This window comes from Xenorhabdus sp. PR6a, assembly GCF_028599065.1.
GTDB lineage: Bacteria > Pseudomonadota > Gammaproteobacteria > Enterobacterales > Enterobacteriaceae > Xenorhabdus > Xenorhabdus doucetiae.
Genome location: NZ_JAQRFJ010000056.1, coordinates 1 through 21,555, shown reverse-complemented (window position 1 = coordinate 21,555; position 21,555 = coordinate 1). Strand labels below are relative to the sequence as shown.

Here is a 21,555-nt window from a genome sequence, read left to right as displayed (position 1 = left end):
TGAAAAAAGCTCTATTGACCTCAGCGATTGTAGCGGGGTTATCTATTTCTTCATTTACAGCAAATGCAAATGACAAACACACCATCTCACTAGGCTACGCCCAAAGCGATTTGCGGATGAAAACTACGGTAAGAGATGATCTGAACCTGAAAGATCTGAAAGACCCAAGAGGTCTCAACCTGAAATACCGTTATGAGATTAATGATAATTGGGGTGTTATCGGCTCAGTCACGCAAACTAAGCTAAGAATCATCTATCATGATAATTTAGCAAATAATATCGGTAACGAGGATATTACTTACAGATCATTGGTAGCAGGCCCGACATATCGCTTTAATGAATATGTCAGTACCTATGCCTTGATTGGTGCGGCTAATATTCAAGATCATCAGACTGTACAACTCAATACCAGCAAAAAGAAAACCGCTGTTGCCTACGGTGCAGGATTGCAATTTAACCCGATATCAAGTGTAGCTGTTGATGTTTCCTACGAATATTCTGATTTTAATCAGGCTAAAGCAGGAACATGGACAGTCGGCGTTGGCTATCATTTCTAATTTGATCCATTAAAGCGCTATCCCAGAACAACACCCTGAATATCAGATTAATGCGCAGATATTTAGGGGTTGTTCTATCCAATATTCTAAGCATTAAGATATCATCCCTCACAACAATAGTACCTCTATTTACTACCTCCGTGTAATTACCATTCATACCTTACTGCTTCCACTCTTTCATCAATGGGAAAATCCCCATTATGTGATTTTCTTTGAAGAAATTCAGGCAGTTGGTTTATTTATTACATGAGATCTGCTTTATTATTTATTTTTGAAGGTAAATTTCAATTTATTACTCCCATTTGAAAATAACATCTGGCATAAATATTCTTTATATAGTCTTATGAGGGAAAGATGAATTTTAAAAACTATTCTAAATATTGCTGATTATTGCCGCAGTGTTTTGTGAGTCAGCATTTTCATTACTGACTCCACGGTTTTACCCAATGGTTACACCCTGCCTGTCATCAAAATTGCCATCTAAAACCGACATTCATACTATTGTCCTGATGACTGCTGGACAGTAAACCACTATAGCCAAGAGTGAATGAGACGTTGTTACTTGCGCTCATCTCCGCATGAGCTTTCAACACAACACCATCACGGGAAGCAGGCACACTACGAGTCACAAACGTCGTGTCGCTGCCACGGAACGACAAACCTGTTGCTCGTTCACGCTCACCGTACTGGTGCTGCCAACCTAACTCACCATTCAGGGCAATTGAAGACCCCCATGAAGTCTGCCAACGATGATTGGCACGCAATCCCAGTGTGGAGAGTGTGGCTTCGGTATATTGGCGGTTACCGTGAAGTGCAGTGGCGGCACCGTTTTCGTTAATGCCTTCATGGCGGAAATTGACGTAAGCCAAGTTAACGAATGGTTCCAAATTCACAGCACCGGCTGGCAGATGGTAAGCCAGTTCCGCCGATAATTGTGTTGTTCGCCCACTGTACTTCGCATTCGCACTGTCATGCTGACTGCCATAGCTGATAACGCGTTTGGTATCAATACGGTGCCACGCAAACCCGCTCGTGGTGCGTAAAGTAAAATCACCAAACTGACGATCACCATAAAGCGCAAGGTGATAGTTATTACTGTCAGCAGTAGCGCTATGACCACCATCAAGAGAAGTACGGGTATAACCCGTGGCCATACCAAGACGGCTGTATTCATCAATAGAAGCATCCGCACCAAGGAATACACCATAGTTGGAAGCCTGATAGCCCGTCGCGTTTTCAGTACCAGAAGCATGGTTCCATGCACCAAGCAGCCGAACCCATGCACCGTTATCATCGCCATGAATATCGGGCGAAGATGAGCGGCCTTCGGCCTGACTCAAACGAGAATTCAAGGTATCACGCAAATAACGGCTGTCATTAACCAACTGAGACGCGATATCAGCGTGGATCTGCCCATCAAGCTGACGGAACGCAGTTCGGGCTTGCTCCTCAGAACCACTCGTCAGGATACTTTCGTAAACCGGATTACCGATGCCAAGGGTATCAGCAGCAACAGCGACGGCACGTTCATTGTGTGTCTTAGCAACATCCGCAAAAGCGGTCTCATTACGTCCAACGTGGAGCGTGACTTCACTCGGCTGATAAGACAATTTTGTACCGAGGAAGAGATGATTAGGAACGACCCTATCAAAGCGGCCACTGATATTCTGCTTCGCGCTCAGAATCGTGTATTGCTGACCCGTCAGGCTTCGCACATCGTCGAAAGAAAGTAAGTTCCCCGTATCCTCAAAGAAAACAGAAGCCTGCCCGCCATTGATTTGTGCACTTTTCTCAACCTGAATTCTGTCACTGCGCCCATCGGAGGCGATCTCAACAGCGTAATGAGAACCCGGCTCAAAAGTCATTTTTTCGGCAACCTTAAGCGTACCCACAGAGTTTCCTGGTGTTACCGTACCGCCACGCTGCACATGAAGCGCACCCACGGTCCCATTCCCGCCAAGAATGCCACCTTCCATGACTGAAACTGTAGAAGAGACACTACCGCTAACGTTCAGTAATCCCTGTTTAACCCGTGTTGGACCAGAATAAGTATTCTGACCACTGAGGATCAGTGTTCCCCTACCCTGCTTGGTTAATCCACCATGACCACTGATATCGTTGCTCCATTGATCCAGGGCACACTGACCCTCATCACAAACCCGCTCAGTCAGTTTGCCTTTATCGAGCACCGCACCAACACCCGGAATATCAGCAATAAACTGACCTTTGCCATAGGCTATTCCGTCGGGATCTGGAATGCGGAATTTTTCAGGAATATCTTCTACGGTATAAAACATACTAGGGCCATTTATTGCTTTACCGAGGTTAATTAATCCCCAGCCGTAAAGCTCATCAATTCCCTTTTCTCCCATATCAGTAGCCGTAGTACGGAGCACGGAGGCTACCTGATCACTGGTCATATATGGGAAACGCTCCATCAATACTGCAATGCTACCGCCAGCATGTGGCGCAGCCATTGAAGTCCCATTGTAAGAGTTATAGCCAGTAGTCATATTGTCTATATGGGTTCCCTTAATCACTGAGCTATATATTCCGCTACCGGGGGCACTGACACAAAAACTGGCCGTATAGCCACAGCGGGAGGAAAAAGTGCTGATGGAATAAGGTTCGCTATGGGGACTAGTGAGATCTTTTTGCACACTGGCAACCGTCAGCCAGTTTGGGGCAATATCTGGCACAAACCAAGCCAAACCCGCGATAGCATCTGGATTATTGTAATGATAACTATTACCCGCGGCAAAAATCGTTACAATGCCGCTGCGGGCAGCATTAATTGCGCCTTGATATGCCCCGCCCGGTTTTGTGCCCAAAATCGGTTTTATTTCATCGAACTGCTCTTGGGCCTCGGCTAAGGTAAAATGAACTGCGTTCGGATCTTTCCCGCCCTTCTCAAATTCCCTATCAATACCAATTCCCCAACTGTTGTTAATGATACGGGCACCACTGTCTATCAGTGCATTCCAACCCGCCTGATAAACACCACCATCATTGCCTAAGATGATGCCATCTTCAGGGCCGGGATCGCCGTTATCAGCACTGAATATTTGGGCGTTATAGGCCACGCCATGCATTTCTCTGCCATCTCGATTGCCCGCCGCGATGCCCGCAACATGGACACCATGTGTTCCCAGAGTGCCGTACCTATCCACGGACGGCGTGCCGTCATAACGGAATGGGTCCCCTTTCCTCACCGGAATATAGGGATCGGTATACTCACGTATCCCTGAAATCACTAAGTTGATGACCTTATCTTCTCCTGCAAATTTAGGATGCTTGGCATAAATGGGTTGATCTAATATCCCCAGTTTGATCCCCTTACCGGTATAGCCTTTGGCATAGGCTTCATCAGCGTGAATCGCATCAAGCCCCCATTGATTAGAAAATTCACTGGAACGCCAACTGGCTGGATCGCCAAACCGCCCTTTCTCAACATAATCTTCCGCATGGGCGCCTACGCTGGCGACAGCCAAACAACAAGCTATCGCGTGATAAAGTACACATGGTTGGGGTTTAACTGATAAACGCGTGGTAGTCAGAGTACTCCGAGGTATTCTGTCTTTCTTATTCATTTTAGTTACCATCCATTGTTGATTTGCAAAAATACCAACGCTTAGGTTTTTAACACCATAAAATGCCACACTTTATCACCCCTTATTTGAATAAATTTTAATCAGGTAATAATAATCTGTGTTAGCGTGTTATCTTGCAAAACTGGAATAGTCCTTTATTCCCATTAGCTATTATTTTAATTAATCGTTATTTTAATTAATTATCACTTTGCTGGGATTCAGTTATCAGCCAGCAACCAACTCAGGCCATCAATTAATCCACCGCGCCAGCACAGCACATCATGCCCACCATTAAACACGCGATAATTCACGTTGTGCCCTGCCTCTTGCAATGCAGCATGCATTTGATCATTCACAAAATGGATATCCGCTTCACGGAATCCCGCTTCCTGAAAGATTTTCAATGACGAAGGCGTCACTTTTTGCTCAAGAACCTGCTGTGTCAGCCAACCGGGTTTCTGTTCAGAAGAGGGCATAAATTGCCGAACAATTTTGCTATCAGGCCACCAGAAAGATCCCGATTGCGTCAGGACACAACCAAAGCGTTGCGGCCAATGAAGCGCAGCATACAGTGCTGCCAACCCACCGTAGCTTTGTCCTGCTATCACCGTTTGTTCAGGATCATCACTGAACACAGCATACTGTGCAGCAAGCGGTAACAGTTCATCCTGAATCGCCTGCCAAAAATCCGGGTTGCAGGGAAGCTCTCGCTCTCGATGAGGCATATCAATAACGTCAATCAACAGCCAAACCGCCTCTGGTATCTGCCGCTTTTCAGTTGCGACATCAATGACCGGAAAAATCGGCATTCTCTCTGCCCAAGTCAGCCCATCCAAAAGAATGATAAGAGGACGAGGATGCGTGGTTTCTTCCCCTGTGGCATAAAGCCAGACACGCCTTTGATTGTTCAGCCGATCACTGTGCCAATGCAAAAGCACAGGCGATTGTTTACCGGGTTGCACGGCATGTGACCATGCGGTCTGTTCAGGTGCATGGGGCATATGAATTGCCGATAAAGGCAGACCAAGCCCATTACGATGGCAGCCCTGTCGATTTAAAGGATCGGGAATAGACAATGGAAAGAGTGAAATCCACCACTCACGCTGCTGTTGCTTGCGTTGTTTAATTTCACCGGAAAATTCGGGGGGTAAATGTGCGTCAGTGACAGGTATAAATCGATAACTTCCTCTCCAGTCATCTTCAAGGGTCACTGACCAATACCAGATATCCGTTCCGGGTAATCGTTGCAGGCTCTGCGGCTGTGGGCGGTGGTGATCCGTGATGCCATTGATATCGATATAGACTTGGCGAAAATTTGAGTGTTGTTCATCCCCGTCAGGATCTCGCCAAAAGAAGGTCGTTTTAACTTGATGATTCTTGGCAGTTTCTATAATGGGGGTTCCTAGAATAGCCATATTTTCCCACCATAATTCGCTGCCAACATGAGGAGCAGACAATAAATCATCTGCCGTACCTGATGGCTGAAAGACTAACTTCATCCCCTGATCTCCTTCAAAAACATCCCGCTCACAACTGACAGATTCATTTGGGATACCACACCAGCAACGAACTCAGCAAAACAATTATCATTTGCTAATGATATTGATAATGATTTTTGTTTGCAATATTATCCAATTTATTTTATTAATCTTTATCGCTGGCTACCAGAATGAACGGAGCATTATCAAGAGTAATGTGGCAGGAGGCCTTCAATATTCAGTGTGGCCATAATGGTATATCTTAATTACCAATTTGATTTTTAAGTATTTATTTAAAAGATATCTATATTGAGAGATGAAATCCATGGTATTGCCTGGCAAGAACGAAACTTTGAAGATCGAAAAGATAATAATAAGAAATAATAACAATAATAAATTATTCTTAACACTAACTTCCGCCTTACTGTTATCTCCATATGCCTCAGCCGCCAATAACACCGAAGACACCGTCATTGTCACAGGAGGGCTTAAGGAGCACGCTGAAAAAAACTTTGTCGAATCAGACAGTACCGCAGGCACCAAAAGCCTCACTCCTCTTATCAAAACGCCCCAGTCAATCAGCGTCATCAATCGCACACAGATAGAAGCGCAAGGTGCGATGACGGTTGCTGACGCTCTGAATTATTCAAGTGGTGTTGTGACCAATTACCGAGGCTCTTCCAACCGTAACGACGAAGTGATTACCCGTGGTTTTCGTTATGCCCCTAAATTCCTTGATGGTTTGAGTTATGGTTCGAACAGTTCAGCAGGCACCGTCGGTCAGATCGATCCTTGGCTACTGGAGTGCGTGGAGTTGGTGCATGGGCCGGCCTCTGTGCTATACGGTCAGGTCAGCCCTGGCGGCTTGATTAATATGACCAGCAAAAGGCCAACAGCACAGACCATCCGTAAGGTTTAGATGAAAGCGGGTAATCATAGCTTGGGTGAATTGGCCTTTGATTTCGGTGGCGCAATGGGTAATCATATTCCCGTTCTTTATCGCTTAAATGGTATCGTCAGCACCCAAAAACAGTTCGTCAAAGATTATAAAAAAGAACGCATTGCCATCGCCCCGGCGCTGACATGGATACCCAACAATAATACGACGTTTACGTTGCTGACCAGTTATCAGTATGATCCCAAGGCAGGGTACCGTAATTTCTATCCCAAAAGCGGCACCGTAACGCCAGTTACCAATGTGGGCTATATGCCTTACAACCTGAATCTCAGTGATCCCGCGTTTAATCAATCCAGACGGGAACAGTCTTCTATTGGCTACCTTCTTGAACATGACATTAACGATGTCTTCTCTTTCCAGCAGAATCTGCGTTATTCCAGGTCAGATGAACGCTCAAAATATTTAGTCTATGCCTCAGATCTCACGCCAACGATCATTAAACGTTTTCCACAACGCGAACATAATGAAATTCAAGGAATCAGCGTAGATAACCAATTGAAAGCACTTTTCTCCATGGGGAATATTGAACATAACGTTATCAGTGGGATCGATTATAAGTGGGTAAATAGTCACAATAAGTTTTGGCGTAACCGAGACAAGGAAGGAAAATACCATTTTGATTGGTCAAACCCAACCTGGGGGATTCCTGTCAATGAAAAGGATCTGTCCCTTATCCAAAATGACAAAAAGAAACTTCATCAGTTAGGGGTTTATTTACAGGATCAACTCAGTTGGGAAAACTGGAACTTAGCCTTGTCAGGGCGTTATGACTGGACTGAAATCAAGCAACAGAGCCTGCTCAAGAGCACAACAAAAACACAGAAAGATCGGGCATTTACCGGGCGTGCGGGGTTATTGTATGCCTTTGATAACGGCATTTCGCCTTATATCAGTTACAGCACCTCCTTTGAGCCTAATCTGGATCGAGGTAAGCCCGGTTCTCCCGCATTTAAACCCACAACAGGTGAACAAACTGAAATCGGCATCAAATTCCAACCCGAAGATCAGAATACTCTGCTGACGCTGTCCCTCTTTGATATCACCCAGAAAAACCTAACGACCCGCAAACCGGGCGCTGAGTTTAGCGAGCAAATCGGCAAAATTAGTTCAAAAGGCGTAGAAGCCGAAATTCATTCTCAGATCACGCCGGAAATCAACCTGATAGCAGCCTATAGTTACACAGATACTAAAACCAAACGCGACGGCAGGGCTGCACGTGTTGGCAAAAGAGTCCCTTCAATTCCTGAACATGCCGCTTCTGCATGGGGGAGTTACAGTTTCACCCAAACTGCGCTGAAAGGATTTACACTGGGAGCAGGCGTGCGCTATATCGGCTCTACCTCCGGTGATTATGAAGAATCATTCCACGTCAAGCCCTATACCCTCTATGACCTGATGGCGAAATATGACCTTGGTGAAGCTTCCTCTCAATTAAAAGGTGCCAGTGTACAACTGAATGTGAATAACCTGACCAATAAGCGTTATGTCGCTTCGTGCTCGAATGTAGAAGCTTGCTTCTATGGCAGCGGGCGCAGCATCGTTGCCACGGTGGAATATAGCTGGTAAGGCAGGACGCATTTATCTCAGTGGCATAGGGCAAAAACTTTCTGCCATTGTGAGTGATGATCTATACTATTGCCCCTTTTGTAACACATAAAAAACACAATGGAACGCTTTCTCGAAAATACAATGTATGCCTCTCGTTGGCTGCTTGCACCGGTTTATTTCGGTTTATCACTGGCATTATTTGCTCTTGCGGTTAAATTCTTTCTGGAAATCATGCACATCCTGCCGCATCTTCTTTCTGTTACCGAATCCGATCTCATCCTGACACTGCTTTCTCTGATTGATATGGCTCTGGTGGGTGGATTGCTGGTTATGGTGATGTTTTCTGGCTATGAAAACTTTGTTTCAAGTCTGGATATCCACGAAAGCAAAGAGAAATTGAGCTGGCTGGGAAAAATGGATGCCACCTCACTCAAAAATAAAGTTGCCGCTTCAATTGTCGCCATTTCCTCCATTCACTTACTGCGCGTCTTTATGGATGCCAAGAATGTACCGGACAACAAACTGATGTGGTATGTCATTATCCACCTGACCTTCGTTTTGTCCGCATTTATGATGGGATATCTTGATAAACTCACGCGTCACAGTCATTAAGCCATCAAGCATTAAACGAACAAGCAAATCAACAATCACCCTGATGCCAGTTGTTCTCAACCGGCTGGCATTACGGGACTCGTCGCTGCGATGAATTTCCGTTCACCGTTTCTTTCAGCAAGTTGTCAATAAACCGATCCACGACCATTTCAACCACTTCGCTTCGGGTTGTTTCCAGACGATTAGCCAAACCATCAATTTTTCTGATCACCGACATTCTCAGAGACAGAGAAATGGGTTTTTTCTTCTCTTTATCGAGGAAAACATGGCTGGCAGCGTCTTCGGGTTTTGAGCTAAGATGCTGAACAAGGAGTTCTTCAATCCTCCTGACATCTTTCTTGGTCAGCATCCCCTTATCAACTAATTGATAAGTACTTCCCATTTTGCTAAACCGGATATCAGCACAGTAAAGATCTCTTAATTCCCGCAATGCACGTGTTAACGTTGGCTCCGAACAATTGAGCTCCCTAATGATCCTCGTTTTACTAATCGGCTTTCCATGTGAAAGTAATAAAGTTAACTTAAAATTTCTAAATTGTTTGGGATTAAGCAGCATTTCTTATTACCAAGTCAGGGATAAATCCCCCAAACTCCCTACGGTTAACGATGAAAATAATTTTTCAGCATAGCTGCTATCACAAGTAAATCAATATCAAAACGAATGAAAAGCCTTAGCAATATTTTCATTGGGTTAATTAGGTTAATTGCGTTAATTTCGTTAAGTTAAGATACTATGCTGCCTCAGGTTCGATACCGTAATGCACTGCCCGCTCAAGCACATTCATGGCCCAACGTTGGTGGGTGGCAGGTTCGCACATCATCCCCTGAGATTTGAAAACCGCCTGACTGGAATTGAGAATACTTAGCGCTTCAGTGTAATCATGGGCACTGACCCTCAGCGCCTGCTGGATACATTTAATCTGCCGCGGATGGATGGCCGTTTTACCCACCAGACCGTGAGCAATATCCAATGCCAGCTCTTTCTCAAGCAATCTCAAGTCATCAATATGCTCACAAACGGGTGCGGTCAAAGCAAATCCTCGCGCAGCAAAAACGGCAACCAGCATTTTAATGATATAGCCCATCGGCCCATCATAGAGGGTGAAATGACGGGAACGTCGCAGGGACATGACATTCATCAGATCATTGCCGCCAATACGCAAGGCAATAATGCGCTCTTTGCACGGGTGTTTTTTGAGCATGTCTGCAAGCTGATTCATTTTCTGGACATCAAACACCTCTTCACTCTCCAGAGTTGGCATGATGTACAGATGGGTTGAACCAATGATATCCCACCAGCCAGCCAACGAAGCCTGGGTAAACTTGGGTAAAACCAGCCCATCAATGGCACTGAGATCTACGTTGGCTACCAGATACTCCGCCATCATTTCATGACGCGGACGGATAAAAACCAACGGGCGATGGTGTCCGCTATTGACAGAAAAACGATCAGCTTGCGCCAAGGACTGCATAATCCCTTGGAGATTTTCGATAGCAACAGGAATATCCTGCTCACTGACCGCATCTTCCAGGCAAATAACCAGCGAGCGCAGATCGGGGATCTTATTCTGTAACACAATTTCTGTAATATCTTGGCGGGTGGCCGGCATATACAGCGTTGCACCGAGTTGATGCGGAGAAGGGATGGGTTTCATCACGCGACCTTCTTAATGATAGTGACTGCACGATATTGACCGATCAGATCACCGACTTCCGTAATAACAACCTGTTTCTGGCGTGCCAAATGAAGGAGCAGGGCAACATCAGGATCATCCTGGCAACGCACCAGCACGTGTTCTGGTACACGTCGTAATACGGCGCGGGTGGCTTCTGCGATGCCGGGTTTAATCCGGTTGATACTGTCAATCTGGTATTTTTCAGCCAGATTAGCAATCACTGTTTTGCTCAATTGCTGCAAAGCGGTTTTTTCCTGCGGTAACCAGATCGCTTCCGGTATCACATTAAAATCCAACCGATCACGACAATCCGCAACGGTATCCACCAACAAGCGGCTGCATTCAAATTGACTCAGGTGATCACACTGCACGCAACCGTGTAACCCCTCTTCACGCCAGATCGAACGGGATATCAGCCCCGATACTGGTGCTCCCATAATACCGAAAGGGATCAACCAATCATCATCGCTGGCAGCCAGCCATGAACAGCCACAAGGATCAGCCAAGACCACCAAACGAGGGATACCCGAATAACCCGCCCTCCCCGCCAAAGACTGCGACAGTTCAGTAGTAATCGCGCCTTTGCCTGTCCAGCCATCAACAAAGACCACCCCATCCGTTCCGTGTTTTTGCTCAATATACGCGAGTGCCGCACTGTCAATACCACGATCCCGGATGATACTGATGCCATAGTGATAAGAACATTGACCCATTTTTCTGAGTGCTTGATGCAGCATCACGCCCAAAGGAACACCCGCCCTGACCAAACTGACCAGCACAATCGGCGTATCACCCAAACGGGATATGAGTGCCTTGGCGAGCATGATAACTTCCGTCGCCAACCGAACATCCCCCTGTTCAAGCGCTTGATCAAACAGTTCAAGGTGATAAGACGTTGGTTCTGGCTCCTGACTTAACATATCCGAATAGTGGCGCGTGCCGGACTGGATCAACTGCTCCTTAACATCGACAGGCGTCATCTCAATTTGAACGGGTTCTAGCAAAAATTGAATATCATCAGCAGCATAACTCCCAGAAAAAGGGGGAAAGCTATTCATTATTTACAGCTCCAAATAAGGCAGTCATTAATGTGTCAGCAAACTGGCTTTGCTGAGGCATACCAAACCAATCACACAGTTGCATAAAACGGTGATCGCTCAGGCTATCTCCCAGGCCAATAACCGGAAAAATGCCTCTCTCAGCTCGCAGCCTTTGCAAAAGGTGACGCGTGGCCAGTCCCTTATCAACACACTTTGGCAGTACCGTAAGGTTGTTATTGTTTTGGTGGAAATAGAAGTTTTGCTGGAAATGGTTTTCCTGAGCAAAAGCCTGAACCAGTCTATTAAGCTCATTCAATCTATCGTGATGACGGTGTTTAATGATCAGGAAAACAGGCACATCACCATACTCATCATCAAGGCGTGCCCATGCCTCCATACCATAAGATGCGATCAAGCGATGGCTCAGGTGCGCCAACTCACCCAATTGATCCCGATACGACATTAATTCTGACAGCATGTGTGCTTGCCAATGTTCATCAACCGAACCTTCCGGGGTGAGGATCACCGCCCCATGCGAGACAATGCGCCAGGAACGGAAAGGGATCTGCACACGGTTAAGCTGTTCTGTATTTCTGGCGGTGACCGGAATCACCTCCGCGTGAGCCAATAACCAATCAACTAACATGGACTGTTTTTCGGTCATATAACTGTGAGGAGAAGATTTTCTATCCAAGGCACTCACGCGCAAAGATGATAATGATATATCCGCTGTTCCTGCCAGCTTCCGGCGAGATTGAAAGAGCGTGTCATCAAGATCAGTCAAAAAGACAGGCTTAATCATATCCAACGATCTCTACCACCGGAGAAACATGGGCAAGCTGTGTCATCAGCGCCGGATCAACGGACATTTTGGGCGTTTCGAGACAGAGCAAGATACGATCAAATTTCTGGTGCGCCACATTGTAGAGAAAATTCGGGATGCCAAGCCCGTAATTATCCGTAAAAGCCATGACCGATTGGATGGCATGACCGCAAGAGATCGGAGAGCGGGTTGTCGAACCAAACATCACCGATGCGCCTTCCTGCTCAAGCCGTTCAGCCAGTAGGAACGGCTGCCAGACAAATTCACTGGAACCCAATATCAGCACGTTTTCACCTGTCTTGGCCTTGATCGTTGCGCCAATATCACACTGGATCTCATCCAGACCCAAGCGTCCCCCGCTCTGTGGACCAATAATGTTGACGTCTCCCCTCGCCGTCACATTGACTTGCGGCATCACCGGAACCGGGGCCGAGATATCGGCTTCCCACTGCCAATGCCCCCCGATCAGGGACACCCCAAAAACCGGCAGCGGGCTGCGTTTCACCACGGATTCCCCGCTCCAGTCCGTCAATGTCACGGTGACGATATGTTCAATATGCTCAAGCCCGGCATCACGCAGTGCATCCAGCAAATTGAGGAACGTGTTACCGGTAGTGGCTTCATCATCAATCAGAACCAGCGTTCGGGCATTGGTCACCCGTTGGCGCAGGCGGGATTCTGCCGGCCAATAAATCAGGTGATCCGTGGCATGGCTGTGATTTTCCTTAAATTCACACAACAAATCCCCATCAACCGGATGGCGTGTCGACGTCAGAAATACCGACTCATTGACTTTGTGTTTCGTCTCCTGAAACACGCCCGCCGCCAGCCCGACCGCCGTTTCTGCCATACCAATATACAAGGTTGGGCCGGGAAGTTGAATCGGGAACCGCTCAGCCAATTGCTGATAAACCGACCGCATGATCGAAGGCTTGACCGGAATATGCCGTCCCAAGACTTTACTGACAAAGAGAAATGCCCGTTTGGGATTACGGCGTTCAGCGATATCAAACAGGGTTTCCAGAGACACCGTGCCACGGGATGCCGTCACCGTCAGCGTCCCGCTGCTCAATTTTTTTTGGTAAACCTGTTTGTTATGAGCTGGTTTTTCATAAACATCAATGTCACTCAACACGGTCATGATGATGCCTTTTTAAAAAATTTCCGCCTTTTGAAATGACTGATGAAAGCGGTATCTATCTTTCCATAAATCAAATTTCGCTATTCAGGCAAAAACAATTGTTAAATTGCCGGGAGCCAATACGGCAGCCCTCAGCATTTGTTCTTAATTAGGTGAAATATACAGCGCAGTCTAGAGTCGGCGATAAGTTCATGTCAATCATATTATGATTTTTTAGAGCGAAATTTGTTTGACTTTTTTGCATGGAAAGGAAATCATACAAAACGCGACTAGATTGTTTCCTATCATACAGTTAACAACCAGACAAGCTGTTTACGGGAATCATAATATGACAGATTCAGGCTATCTATTTGTCATATTATGATTTTTTAATACGTGAAATTGCTGTGATTCACCGACAAACAGAATAGAGGTGTCATTAATGGTTTCGTTAAGCAAGAATCAGTCAGTTTCGCTCGCCAAACAGAGCGCATCACTGGCTAACGTGGATTTTGGTCTGGGATGGGATCCGGTGACCAAAAAGAAAGGTTTTCTGGCAAGTTTATTCGGTGGCGGCAGTGATGAGATTGATCTGGATGCAAGCTGCATTCTGCTTGATCAATCCGGCAATGCCATCGATACCGTGTGGTTCGGCCAATTAAAATCAAAATGCGGTTCGATACAACACACTGGCGACAATTTGACGGGCGAAGGCGATGGGGATGATGAAATTATCCGCGTCAATTTGATCAAACTGCCTGCCAATGTCGAATATCTTGCATTTACCGTTAACAGTTTCCGTGGTCAAACCTTCAATGACGTTGAAAATGCCTTCTGCCGCGTCGTTGACCAAAGCGGCAAAGAGCTGGCCCGTTATCAGTTGAATGAGCAAGGCGCTCACACCGGCATTATCATCTCTTCCCTGTGCCGCAACGGGGGCCAGTGGGATTTCACGGCACATGGTGTCCCTTGTTCCGGTCGGACGATTGACGCGATGTACCCGCAGATCGTTGAGACGGTGGTGCGCTAATGAATCTGACACCCGGGGGTAATGCCCCCGTTGCCAACCAAACGCTCACTGTTCGGGTCCTATCGGGTTCAGCCGTTGACGTTTCAGCCTTCCGTTTGTATGCCGATGGCAAAGTCAAGGGCGATCCGGACATGGTGTTCTACGGCCAGCCGGTTAATGACGACAACACCGTTCGCCTGACAGGCGGCAACATCAATACCGCATTCAGCGTCAACTTGCCTGCATTAAGTCAGGATGTCCAGAAAGTCGCCTTCACCGCAACTTGCGACGGCCACCAAACCATTTCCAATCTGCGCAACCTTTCCATTCGGGTCGAACTGAACAGCAGCGTCATTTTGCAGGGGGAAGTTGAAGTGCAAGGCCGTTCGGAAGCGGCCTTGATCCTCGGCGAACTGTATCGCCGGAATGGAGAATGGAAATTCCGCTTTATCGCCCAAGGCTTTAATGGCGGTCTCAAACCACTGGCAGAGCATTTTGGTGTCGATATTATTGATGATAATCCGGCACCAGCGCCCACTCATGTGAATTTAAGCAAGGTTTCTCTGACCAAAGAGAAACCGGCCATCAGCCTGAGCAAACGCGACAATTACGGTGAAATCCGCGTCAATCTGAACTGGAATCAAACTTCCTCCTCATCAAAAGGCTTACTGCAAGGCATGTTTGGTTCAAACAAAGGTGTGGATCTGGATCTCGGCGCATTCATCCGGCTGCAAGATGGAGATAAAGACGTTGTTCAGGCATTAGGTAATCGCTTTGGCGATTACCGTGACGAGCCGTATGTCGAATTACAGGGCGATGATCGCACCGGTAATGTGCGTGACGGTGAATGGCTCCACATCAATGGCCGTGAATGGAAAAACATCCGTGAAGTGTTGATCTACGCCTTTATCTACGAAGGCGCGCCTAGCTGGAACAAAACCGACGGCGTGGTCACCCTCTTTGTCCCTGACCAGCCCCCGATTGAAACCCGTATGACAGAAGGTAACAACAGCAACGGCATGTGTGCCATTGCCCGTCTGGTCAATGAAAACGGTGCCATCAAAGTCGAGCGCATCAATCAATATTTCAAAGGGCATAAAGAGATGGACAGGGCGTTTGGCTGGGGCTTTAGCTGGACATCCGGCAGTAAATAGATTTTACGCAGCTTGTTTTTACACCGTTTGTTTCTACACAATTCGTATTTACCTAAGCGGAGGGACTTATGTCCTTTTTAAACAAAATCAAATCAGCGTTCAATGCAGGCCGTGAAGAGCTGACTAACCAAGTGGGTCGCTTCAAGAACCGGAAATTTATGGAAGGCACCGTGGCCGTATGCGCACACGTTGCTATGGCGAGTGACGGCGTCAGTTCCGAAGAAAAACAGAAAATGATCGGGTTCATCAAAAACTCCCCCGAACTGAAAGTCTTCGACACTTCCGAAATTATCGAGTTCTTTAACAAATTGGTCAGCAGCTATGAATTTGACGCTGACATCGGCAAAGGTGAAGCGATGAAATTCATCTTGGCCCTGAAACAACAGCCGGAAGCGGCGCAGCTTGCTTTGCGCGTCGGCATTGCTGTCGCTAAAAGTGATGGTGACTTTGATAACAATGAAAAAAATGCAGCCCGTGAAATTTGCATCGCCCTTGGCTTTGCACCGGCTGATTTCGAACTGTAATCGCAGATGATTTAAGAGGCTTATTTCATGGTATCCACGCACATTGGTTTTCCGATGGAAACCGTTGCTGTATTTATTATTCTGTCGGTTGGTGCGCTCTTTATCGACCTCTTTATGCATCGTCATGATAAGCCGATTTCACTGCGCAGTGCCGCCCTTTGGTCTGTTTTTTGGGTCGCCATTGCCTTTGTTTTTGCGGGCTTCCTGTATATTCACCACGGCGCGGAAGCCGCGAGCCTGTTTGTCACGGGCTACGCACTGGAAAAAGTCCTGTCTGTCGATAACCTGTTTGTCATCATGGCGATTTTCTCTTGGTTCGCTGTACCAGATCGCTATCGCCACCGCGTCCTGTATTGGGGGATTATCGGTGCGATTGTCTTCCGGGGCATTTTCGTTGCCATTGGGACAAGCCTGCTGGCGCTTGGGCCGTGGGTTGAGATCGTGTTTGCGGTTATCGTTGGCTGGACCGCGGTCATGATGCTGAAAAGCGGTGATGATGACGATGAAATCGAAGACTATTCACAGCACTTGGCCTATCGTCTGGTGAAACGTTTCTTCCCAATTTGGCCGAAACTGCGCGGTCATGCCTTTGTACTGAAGCAAAAGGAAGTGGATGAGGAGTTGACTAAACCCGAAAACGCCGATGTGAAAGTGGGTCGGGCGGGCAAAGCCGCGCTTTATGCAACGCCACTGATGCTGTGTCTGGCGGTGGTTGAACTGTCTGACGTGATGTTTGCTTTTGACTCTGTCCCTGCGGTGATTGCTGTCAGCCGGGAACCCTTAATTGTGTACAGCGCCATGATGTTTGCTATCTTGGGCCTGCGCACGCTCTATTTTGTGCTGGAAGCATTGAAAAAGTACCTGGTGCATTTAGAAAAGGCTGTGATTGTTTTACTGTTCTTTATTGCCATTAAACTGGGTCTGAACGCTTCTGAGCATATATTCCACCACGGCTATTCAATTTCAGCGACAAGTAGCTTATTTGTGGTAATTGGTGTACTGGCGGCCGGTATTCTTGCCAGTCTGCTGTTCCCACAAAAAGAAAATGCCAGCTAAATCCGGTAAGTAAAATCTAACTAATTAACATGACGTAATAAGTGAGGAAATAACAATGGGTGTATCTCTTTCTAAAGGCGGTAATGTTTCTCTGAGCAAAGAAGCGCCAAGCATGAAAAACGTTCTGATTGGTCTCGGTTGGGATGCTCGTGCCACGGATGGACAGGATTTTGACCTTGACGCATCGGCTTTCCTGCTGGCGGCAAACGGTAAAGTACGCGGTGATGCCGATTTTATTTTCTACAACAATCTGAAATCATCTGACGGTTCCATCATGCACACCGGCGATAACCGTACCGGTGAAGGGGATGGCGATGACGAATCACTGAAAATCAAACTGGATCAAGTGCCTGCTGATGTAGAAAAAGTGGTATTTGTCGTGACCATCCATGATGCGCAGGCTCGTCGCCAGAGCTTCGGTCAAGTTTCCGGTGCCTTCATTCGTCTGGTTAACGACGATACCCAAGTTGAAGTCGCTCGCTATGACCTGACAGAAGATGCGTCTACCGAAACTGCGATGCTGTTCGGTGAACTGTATCGCCACAATGCAGAGTGGAAATTCCGCGCAGTAGGCCAAGGCTATGCTGGCGGTCTGGCTTCTGTTTGTGCCCAGTATGGTATTAATGCCGCTTAACTTGGCAAAAACCCTCGCCCAAGTATGGGCGAGGGAAATATCACTTCTCTGCTTCAAGAAAAACCCTTTAGCATTTCATACAACATCACGGGCATATTTCGTTGCTAATAAATGCCAATTAATAAATATCAAAATACACTGACATCACAACACAATATACCCGTCGCACTGCAAGATAATCAGCGAATTTCATCTTGCGAGCTGCAACATCAAGTTTATCGGGTATGTAATTATCCATAATGCTTTGAAAAGAAGAACATATAATATTAAATTAACTCCTTACCCATATATTTTATAACACAGAAAATCACCTGAATATTTGCCGCGTTATTATTTGCTCGAATTTTAGAAATACATTTCAAAGTGGATAAATATCCAGTTATTTTTTGCGAGTTGCTTCGCAAAGAACAACATTATTGATGGCATATTAGCCAATTAATCGTTAGGGTGAATATTGATCCTTAACCAATGGATGCGATACAGATGAAAAACAGGTGTGAATTCGCGATACAGTACGGGCAAAGTGCTGATAGAGTATCGCAGTATAGCCCAATTACACAAGGAATGTACAAATGAACCTTCACGTTTCATTTCGCCATACTGACATTGATATCCCTGAATTAATCCTGAATGGCAGTGCACTCAGCGATGCTGGATTTACCGCGAATGAATTATTTCATATCTCACAATTTTCCAATGGCGTTATTATCTCTCTCATCGATCCCAATGCAGACTTAGTCAGTTTGATCAAAGACGTGGAAGATAATCCCTATGAAGGCATCGACAATATTCGTGAAAATGGTGAACTTTATATTGCGGGGGATTGGCTAACAATCAGTAAGTTAGTGGAACAGCCTATTAATATTGAAATGCAGCCTGGCAAAATTATTCTTAAACCCAAATTAATGAAAATGCTGGCTTAGAATTATTGTTATTAACAAATACTCCTCCATCCATTAGCCGGAAAATATTGAGAATAATTCCGGCCTTTATTTAAAATCCTATCTTTTAGATTAAATGCCACCTTATTCAAAACGGCATCGCAAACGCTATAACCTATTTTCCACCCGCTAAGTCAATAAAATTGCCCGTAACATACGATGATTCATCAGACAGTAGCCAGGCAATGGCCTGAGCGACTTCTTCCGGCTGTCCGCCCCGTCTCATCGGCAAGGAATCTTTGATCCGCTCAACTCGCCCAGGCTCTCCGCCATCGGCATGCATTTCAGTATAGATAAATCCAGGTCGCACAGCATTCACCCTGATTCCCTGTGCTGCCACTTCCTGTGCCAGACCAATTGTCATCGTATCAATAGCCCCTTTCGATGCCGCATAATCGACGTATTCATGAGGAGAGCCTAATCTGGCCGCAGCAGATGACACATTGACGATAGCGCCACCTTGTCCGCCATGACGTAAAGCCATTCTCTTGACCGCTTCACGCGCACAGAGAAAGGCACCGGTAACATTAGTTGCTAAGATTTTATTCAGCCGCTCTGCCGTCAACTGTTCAATCGTGGCTTGCGGCTTTAATATTCCGGCATTGTTCACTAATCCAGAAATATACCCCAGCTCTTTTTCGGCTTTCTGAAATAATGCCATGACCTGTTTTTCATCCGCTATGTCCACCTGAACCGCGATGGCTGACTGCCCAAGGGCACGGATCATACTCACAACCTCATCGGCATTGTCTCCGCGGTTACGATAACCAATGCAGATATGATGCCCTTGCTTTGCCAAGCAAAGCGCCGTAGCCCTGCCAATACCACGGGAACCGCCTGTAATGATCGTGACTTTTTGCACAATACTATTCTCCATTCTCTCTGTAATTCTTTGTTATAAATGGAAATATAAATATCCTCTATGTCAAATTTGCAATCATATCATTCAAAACTATACTCCAAACTGCAAGAGTCGATTTCGGGTTTCAGTACTCTGACCAGAGGAAATATACGATGAAAAACTTGAAGTTATCAGTTGCAGCATTACTGGTGTTGTTTTCAAGTGCAGCACTTGCAGCGCCGGCAGTATCAACCTCAGCCGAAGCCGCGTCCAAAACTGTAACGGCGGTAAAACAAAATGTTAAGTCAGCAAAAAACAAAGTTAACTCGTTAGAAAAAAAAGTCACCAAAAAAGCCAAAAGCCAAAAAGTATCAAAGAAGAAAAACAAAAATAAATTAGCCAAAACAGGCGTTAACACCGCCCTTTGTAAAGATGGTAGCTATAGCAAGAGTCAATCTCGTAAGGGGGCTTGCTCCCGTCATGGTGGTGTGGCTAAATGGCTGTAATGTTTTATTGATTTCTCATTATGAGCAATTAGGGAGCTTTGGCTCCCTAATTCTTTTTGAATCTGAATCACATTTTTTAATCGAATAATGCAGTAATACGATTTACTGACAATAAGAAAATCCATCATTAGTTTGTTTACCTATATTGAGCAGAGTGTAAGGTATAGATTTTCTTCCACATCGAATCACATAAACAAACAAAATATTATCTTTCATAATGTATTAAGCCATCCTTCTAATATGGAAATTCCGATAACAAATTAAAAATAGGCCAGAAAATTCGATAATTAAATACAAACAATAAAATAATTTATAATAACTGTAATAAACCAAAAATTCACACTCAGGTATAGCACCAAGTAATAGGGTAATTTTTTTAATTAATAACATTGGGTTAACTAACCATTAGTCATTCAATTAAGTGACACAAACAGGCAATATAACACCTTAAAACAGTAGCTTATATAACTGTTCACCAAATAAAACCCTAATAATTATTACATTTATTTACCATATGGAATGAAAAATATAGATATTTGTCAGTAGGGTGCTAATCTTCGTTATAGAAACCAAACTTATGAATGACGAATAACAGTAGCTATATATTGTTTGCTCTGCTAATATTCGTTTGTTTTTCATCCAGAGTAATAAAACGAGGAGAAGCAAATGCCCTCTCTAATGATGAGGACAAGTGCGGTCTTCGCTTTCTTTATCTCATTAATTTTTACCGGTCTGAGCCATGCCTCGACCAGTACCTCGAAAATGCAAGAGTATTCTCACAATGGCATACAAGTCAATTTGCCTGATTTGCGAAAATACCCTTCAGGTACGCCCCGGAAGAAAGCGTTTTTAAATATTATTGTCCCTGTAATTGATCAACATAATCAAAAGATTATGGAAGACCGCAAATGGCTCCTGTCACACCAAAAGCATCACCATTGGTCTGTGCAGGACAGTGATCGATTGAAAAAGATCTGCATGGATTACAAAATGACCTGCAATTCACCAAAACAGGTCAATTGGAATACATTATTAAGTCGGGTTGACATTATTCCGACCCATTTTGTGGCCACGCAGGCAGCGGCGGAATCGGGTTGGGGAACGTCAGAACTTGCCAAGAAAAATAATAATCTGTTTGGGATGCGTTGTCGCGCTTGCGGTAAGACGAAAGGAAAAGTCAAAGGTTATGCAGTTTATTCTACTGTTGATGCTTCCGTCATTGCCTATATGAAAAACCTGAATACGCACCGTGCTTATGAGTCACTGCGTTCTTCACGGGCAAAGCAGAGGACAACGCAGGAACCACTGAATACCAGTAAGCTTATTGATAATCTCAATGGTTATTCGGAACTGGGCGCTGACTATAATCGCTATTTACATCGTGTCTTTAATGGTAATCGGAAGCTGATTTCACAGGCTCAGGAACTGGCTATTCAATAACATTTCCTCATTAATCCACTTCGTATTAATTACAAGGTGGATTCTTTT

General features: G+C 45.6%; 20 protein-coding genes. 12 read left to right on the top strand and 8 right to left on the bottom strand.

The window, feature by feature from the left end; all coding sequences use genetic code 11:
- A partial coding sequence (locus PSI15_RS14080) for an Ail/Lom family outer membrane beta-barrel protein (RefSeq protein ID WP_273584050.1) occupies positions 1 to 557 on the top strand: 557 nt, incomplete at its 5' end.
- 467 nt (positions 558 to 1,024) lie between these two features.
- On the opposite strand, the gene PSI15_RS14075 is transcribed toward PSI15_RS14080, so the two are convergent.
- Positions 1,025 to 4,147 (bottom strand): autotransporter outer membrane beta-barrel domain-containing protein, encoded by a 3,123-nt coding sequence (locus PSI15_RS14075; RefSeq protein WP_273584049.1) that lies wholly within the window; start codon positions 4,145 to 4,147, stop codon positions 1,025 to 1,027.
- A gap of 218 nt (positions 4,148 to 4,365) precedes the next feature.
- On the bottom strand, positions 4,366 to 5,646 hold the full coding sequence (fes, locus tag PSI15_RS14070) for an enterochelin esterase (protein ID WP_273584048.1): 1,281 nt from the start codon (positions 5,644 to 5,646) through the stop codon (positions 4,366 to 4,368).
- Between the two features lie 304 nt (positions 5,647 to 5,950).
- Between fes and PSI15_RS18625 the strand changes: the two genes are divergently transcribed.
- The 3 genes from PSI15_RS18625 to PSI15_RS14060 all read left to right on the top strand — a co-directional run bounded on the left by PSI15_RS18625 (position 5,951) and on the right by PSI15_RS14060 (position 8,743).
- The gene (locus PSI15_RS18625; RefSeq protein WP_443256097.1) at positions 5,951 to 6,544 is read left to right on the top strand and encodes a TonB-dependent receptor plug domain-containing protein; all 594 of its coding nucleotides are present in this window, start codon (positions 5,951 to 5,953) and stop codon (positions 6,542 to 6,544) included.
- On the top strand, positions 6,545 to 8,149 hold the full coding sequence (locus PSI15_RS14065; protein WP_443256096.1) for a TonB-dependent siderophore receptor: 1,605 nt from the start codon (positions 6,545 to 6,547) through the stop codon (positions 8,147 to 8,149).
- A gap of 99 nt (positions 8,150 to 8,248) precedes the next feature.
- Entirely contained in the window at positions 8,249 to 8,743 is a 495-nt protein-coding gene (locus PSI15_RS14060) for a TIGR00645 family protein (RefSeq protein ID WP_045968531.1), read from the top strand.
- Between the two features lie 70 nt (positions 8,744 to 8,813).
- Here PSI15_RS14060 and PSI15_RS14055 read toward each other — a convergent pair whose 3' ends face one another.
- From PSI15_RS14055 to PSI15_RS14035, 5 genes are all read right to left on the bottom strand, one after another.
- Entirely contained in the window at positions 8,814 to 9,299 is a 486-nt protein-coding gene (locus PSI15_RS14055) for a tellurium resistance protein TerW (RefSeq protein ID WP_273584047.1), read from the bottom strand.
- Between the two features lie 175 nt (positions 9,300 to 9,474).
- Positions 9,475 to 10,398, bottom strand: coding sequence for an HpcH/HpaI aldolase/citrate lyase family protein (locus PSI15_RS14050; RefSeq protein ID WP_273584052.1), 924 nt, complete (start codon positions 10,396 to 10,398; stop codon positions 9,475 to 9,477).
- Positions 10,398 to 11,477, bottom strand: a complete 1,080-nt coding sequence (locus PSI15_RS14045; RefSeq protein WP_273584046.1) for a cysteine protease StiP family protein — start codon at positions 11,475 to 11,477, stop codon at positions 10,398 to 10,400. The genes PSI15_RS14050 and PSI15_RS14045 overlap by 1 nt, the downstream gene beginning before the upstream one ends.
- Positions 11,470 to 12,261 carry a hypothetical protein gene (locus tag PSI15_RS14040; RefSeq protein WP_273584045.1) on the bottom strand — a complete coding sequence of 264 codons (792 nt, stop codon included), beginning with the start codon at positions 12,259 to 12,261 and terminating at the stop codon, positions 11,470 to 11,472. The genes PSI15_RS14045 and PSI15_RS14040 overlap by 8 nt, the downstream gene beginning before the upstream one ends.
- Positions 12,254 to 13,423: a phosphoribosyltransferase domain-containing protein gene (locus PSI15_RS14035; protein ID WP_273584044.1), complete on the bottom strand. Its 1,170-nt coding sequence runs from the start codon at positions 13,421 to 13,423 to the stop codon at positions 12,254 to 12,256. The genes PSI15_RS14040 and PSI15_RS14035 overlap by 8 nt, the downstream gene beginning before the upstream one ends.
- Before the next feature lie 421 nt (positions 13,424 to 13,844).
- Here PSI15_RS14035 and PSI15_RS14030 point away from each other — a divergent pair, with 421 nt between their 5' ends.
- From PSI15_RS14030 to PSI15_RS14005, 6 genes are all read left to right on the top strand, one after another.
- Positions 13,845 to 14,432, top strand: coding sequence for a TerD family protein (locus PSI15_RS14030; protein ID WP_273584043.1), 588 nt, complete (start codon positions 13,845 to 13,847; stop codon positions 14,430 to 14,432).
- On the top strand, positions 14,432 to 15,565 hold the full coding sequence (locus tag PSI15_RS14025; protein WP_045968518.1) for a TerD family protein: 1,134 nt from the start codon (positions 14,432 to 14,434) through the stop codon (positions 15,563 to 15,565). Before PSI15_RS14030 ends, PSI15_RS14025 begins: the two co-directional genes overlap by 1 nt.
- A 68-nt stretch (positions 15,566 to 15,633) precedes the next feature.
- Positions 15,634 to 16,089 carry a tellurite resistance TerB family protein gene (locus PSI15_RS14020; RefSeq protein ID WP_273584042.1) on the top strand — a complete coding sequence of 152 codons (456 nt, stop codon included), beginning with the start codon at positions 15,634 to 15,636 and terminating at the stop codon, positions 16,087 to 16,089.
- A 27-nt stretch (positions 16,090 to 16,116) separates the two neighbouring features.
- Positions 16,117 to 17,145 (top strand): TerC/Alx family metal homeostasis membrane protein, encoded by a 1,029-nt coding sequence (locus PSI15_RS14015; protein ID WP_273584041.1) that lies wholly within the window; start codon positions 16,117 to 16,119, stop codon positions 17,143 to 17,145.
- 55 nt (positions 17,146 to 17,200) lie between these two features.
- Positions 17,201 to 17,779 carry a TerD family protein gene (locus PSI15_RS14010; protein ID WP_273584040.1) on the top strand — a complete coding sequence of 193 codons (579 nt, stop codon included), beginning with the start codon at positions 17,201 to 17,203 and terminating at the stop codon, positions 17,777 to 17,779.
- A gap of 572 nt (positions 17,780 to 18,351) precedes the next feature.
- Positions 18,352 to 18,702 carry a SymE family type I addiction module toxin gene (locus PSI15_RS14005; RefSeq protein ID WP_273584039.1) on the top strand — a complete coding sequence of 117 codons (351 nt, stop codon included), beginning with the start codon at positions 18,352 to 18,354 and terminating at the stop codon, positions 18,700 to 18,702.
- A gap of 133 nt (positions 18,703 to 18,835) precedes the next feature.
- Here PSI15_RS14005 and PSI15_RS14000 read toward each other — a convergent pair whose 3' ends face one another.
- Positions 18,836 to 19,597, bottom strand: a complete 762-nt coding sequence (locus PSI15_RS14000) for an SDR family oxidoreductase (protein ID WP_443256095.1) — start codon at positions 19,595 to 19,597, stop codon at positions 18,836 to 18,838.
- A 137-nt stretch (positions 19,598 to 19,734) separates the two neighbouring features.
- On the opposite strand from PSI15_RS14000, the gene PSI15_RS13995 reads away from it, so the two are divergent.
- The gene (locus PSI15_RS13995) at positions 19,735 to 20,067 is read left to right on the top strand and encodes a DUF3761 domain-containing protein (RefSeq protein WP_273584038.1); all 333 of its coding nucleotides are present in this window, start codon (positions 19,735 to 19,737) and stop codon (positions 20,065 to 20,067) included.
- 666 nt (positions 20,068 to 20,733) lie between these two features.
- On the top strand, positions 20,734 to 21,507 hold the full coding sequence (locus PSI15_RS13990; protein WP_273584037.1) for a protein bax: 774 nt from the start codon (positions 20,734 to 20,736) through the stop codon (positions 21,505 to 21,507).
- The last annotated feature ends 48 nt before the right edge of the window (positions 21,508 to 21,555 follow it).

Bases quoted from the DNA above. Each gene is read 5' to 3' on its own strand.
- PSI15_RS14075 (WP_273584049.1), bottom strand. From the start codon at position 4,147: ATGAATAAGAAAGACAGAATACCTCGGAGTACTCTGACTACCACGCGT.
- fes (WP_273584048.1), bottom strand. From the start codon at position 5,646: ATGAAGTTAGTCTTTCAGCCATCAGGTACGGCAGATGATTTATTGTCT.
- PSI15_RS18625 (WP_443256097.1), top strand. From the start codon at position 5,951: ATGGTATTGCCTGGCAAGAACGAAACTTTGAAGATCGAAAAGATAATA.
- PSI15_RS14065 (WP_443256096.1), top strand. From the start codon at position 6,545: ATGAAAGCGGGTAATCATAGCTTGGGTGAATTGGCCTTTGATTTCGGT.
- PSI15_RS14060 (WP_045968531.1), top strand. From the start codon at position 8,249: ATGGAACGCTTTCTCGAAAATACAATGTATGCCTCTCGTTGGCTGCTT.
- PSI15_RS14055 (WP_273584047.1), bottom strand. From the start codon at position 9,299: ATGCTGCTTAATCCCAAACAATTTAGAAATTTTAAGTTAACTTTATTA.
- PSI15_RS14050 (WP_273584052.1), bottom strand. From the start codon at position 10,398: ATGAAACCCATCCCTTCTCCGCATCAACTCGGTGCAACGCTGTATATG.
- PSI15_RS14045 (WP_273584046.1), bottom strand. From the start codon at position 11,477: ATGAATAGCTTTCCCCCTTTTTCTGGGAGTTATGCTGCTGATGATATT.
- PSI15_RS14040 (WP_273584045.1), bottom strand. From the start codon at position 12,261: ATGATTAAGCCTGTCTTTTTGACTGATCTTGATGACACGCTCTTTCAA.
- PSI15_RS14035 (WP_273584044.1), bottom strand. From the start codon at position 13,423: ATGACCGTGTTGAGTGACATTGATGTTTATGAAAAACCAGCTCATAAC.
- PSI15_RS14030 (WP_273584043.1), top strand. From the start codon at position 13,845: ATGGTTTCGTTAAGCAAGAATCAGTCAGTTTCGCTCGCCAAACAGAGC.
- PSI15_RS14025 (WP_045968518.1), top strand. From the start codon at position 14,432: ATGAATCTGACACCCGGGGGTAATGCCCCCGTTGCCAACCAAACGCTC.
- PSI15_RS14020 (WP_273584042.1), top strand. From the start codon at position 15,634: ATGTCCTTTTTAAACAAAATCAAATCAGCGTTCAATGCAGGCCGTGAA.
- PSI15_RS14015 (WP_273584041.1), top strand. From the start codon at position 16,117: ATGGTATCCACGCACATTGGTTTTCCGATGGAAACCGTTGCTGTATTT.
- PSI15_RS14010 (WP_273584040.1), top strand. From the start codon at position 17,201: ATGGGTGTATCTCTTTCTAAAGGCGGTAATGTTTCTCTGAGCAAAGAA.
- PSI15_RS14005 (WP_273584039.1), top strand. From the start codon at position 18,352: ATGAACCTTCACGTTTCATTTCGCCATACTGACATTGATATCCCTGAA.
- PSI15_RS14000 (WP_443256095.1), bottom strand. From the start codon at position 19,597: ATGGAGAATAGTATTGTGCAAAAAGTCACGATCATTACAGGCGGTTCC.
- PSI15_RS13995 (WP_273584038.1), top strand. From the start codon at position 19,735: ATGAAAAACTTGAAGTTATCAGTTGCAGCATTACTGGTGTTGTTTTCA.
- PSI15_RS13990 (WP_273584037.1), top strand. From the start codon at position 20,734: ATGCCCTCTCTAATGATGAGGACAAGTGCGGTCTTCGCTTTCTTTATC.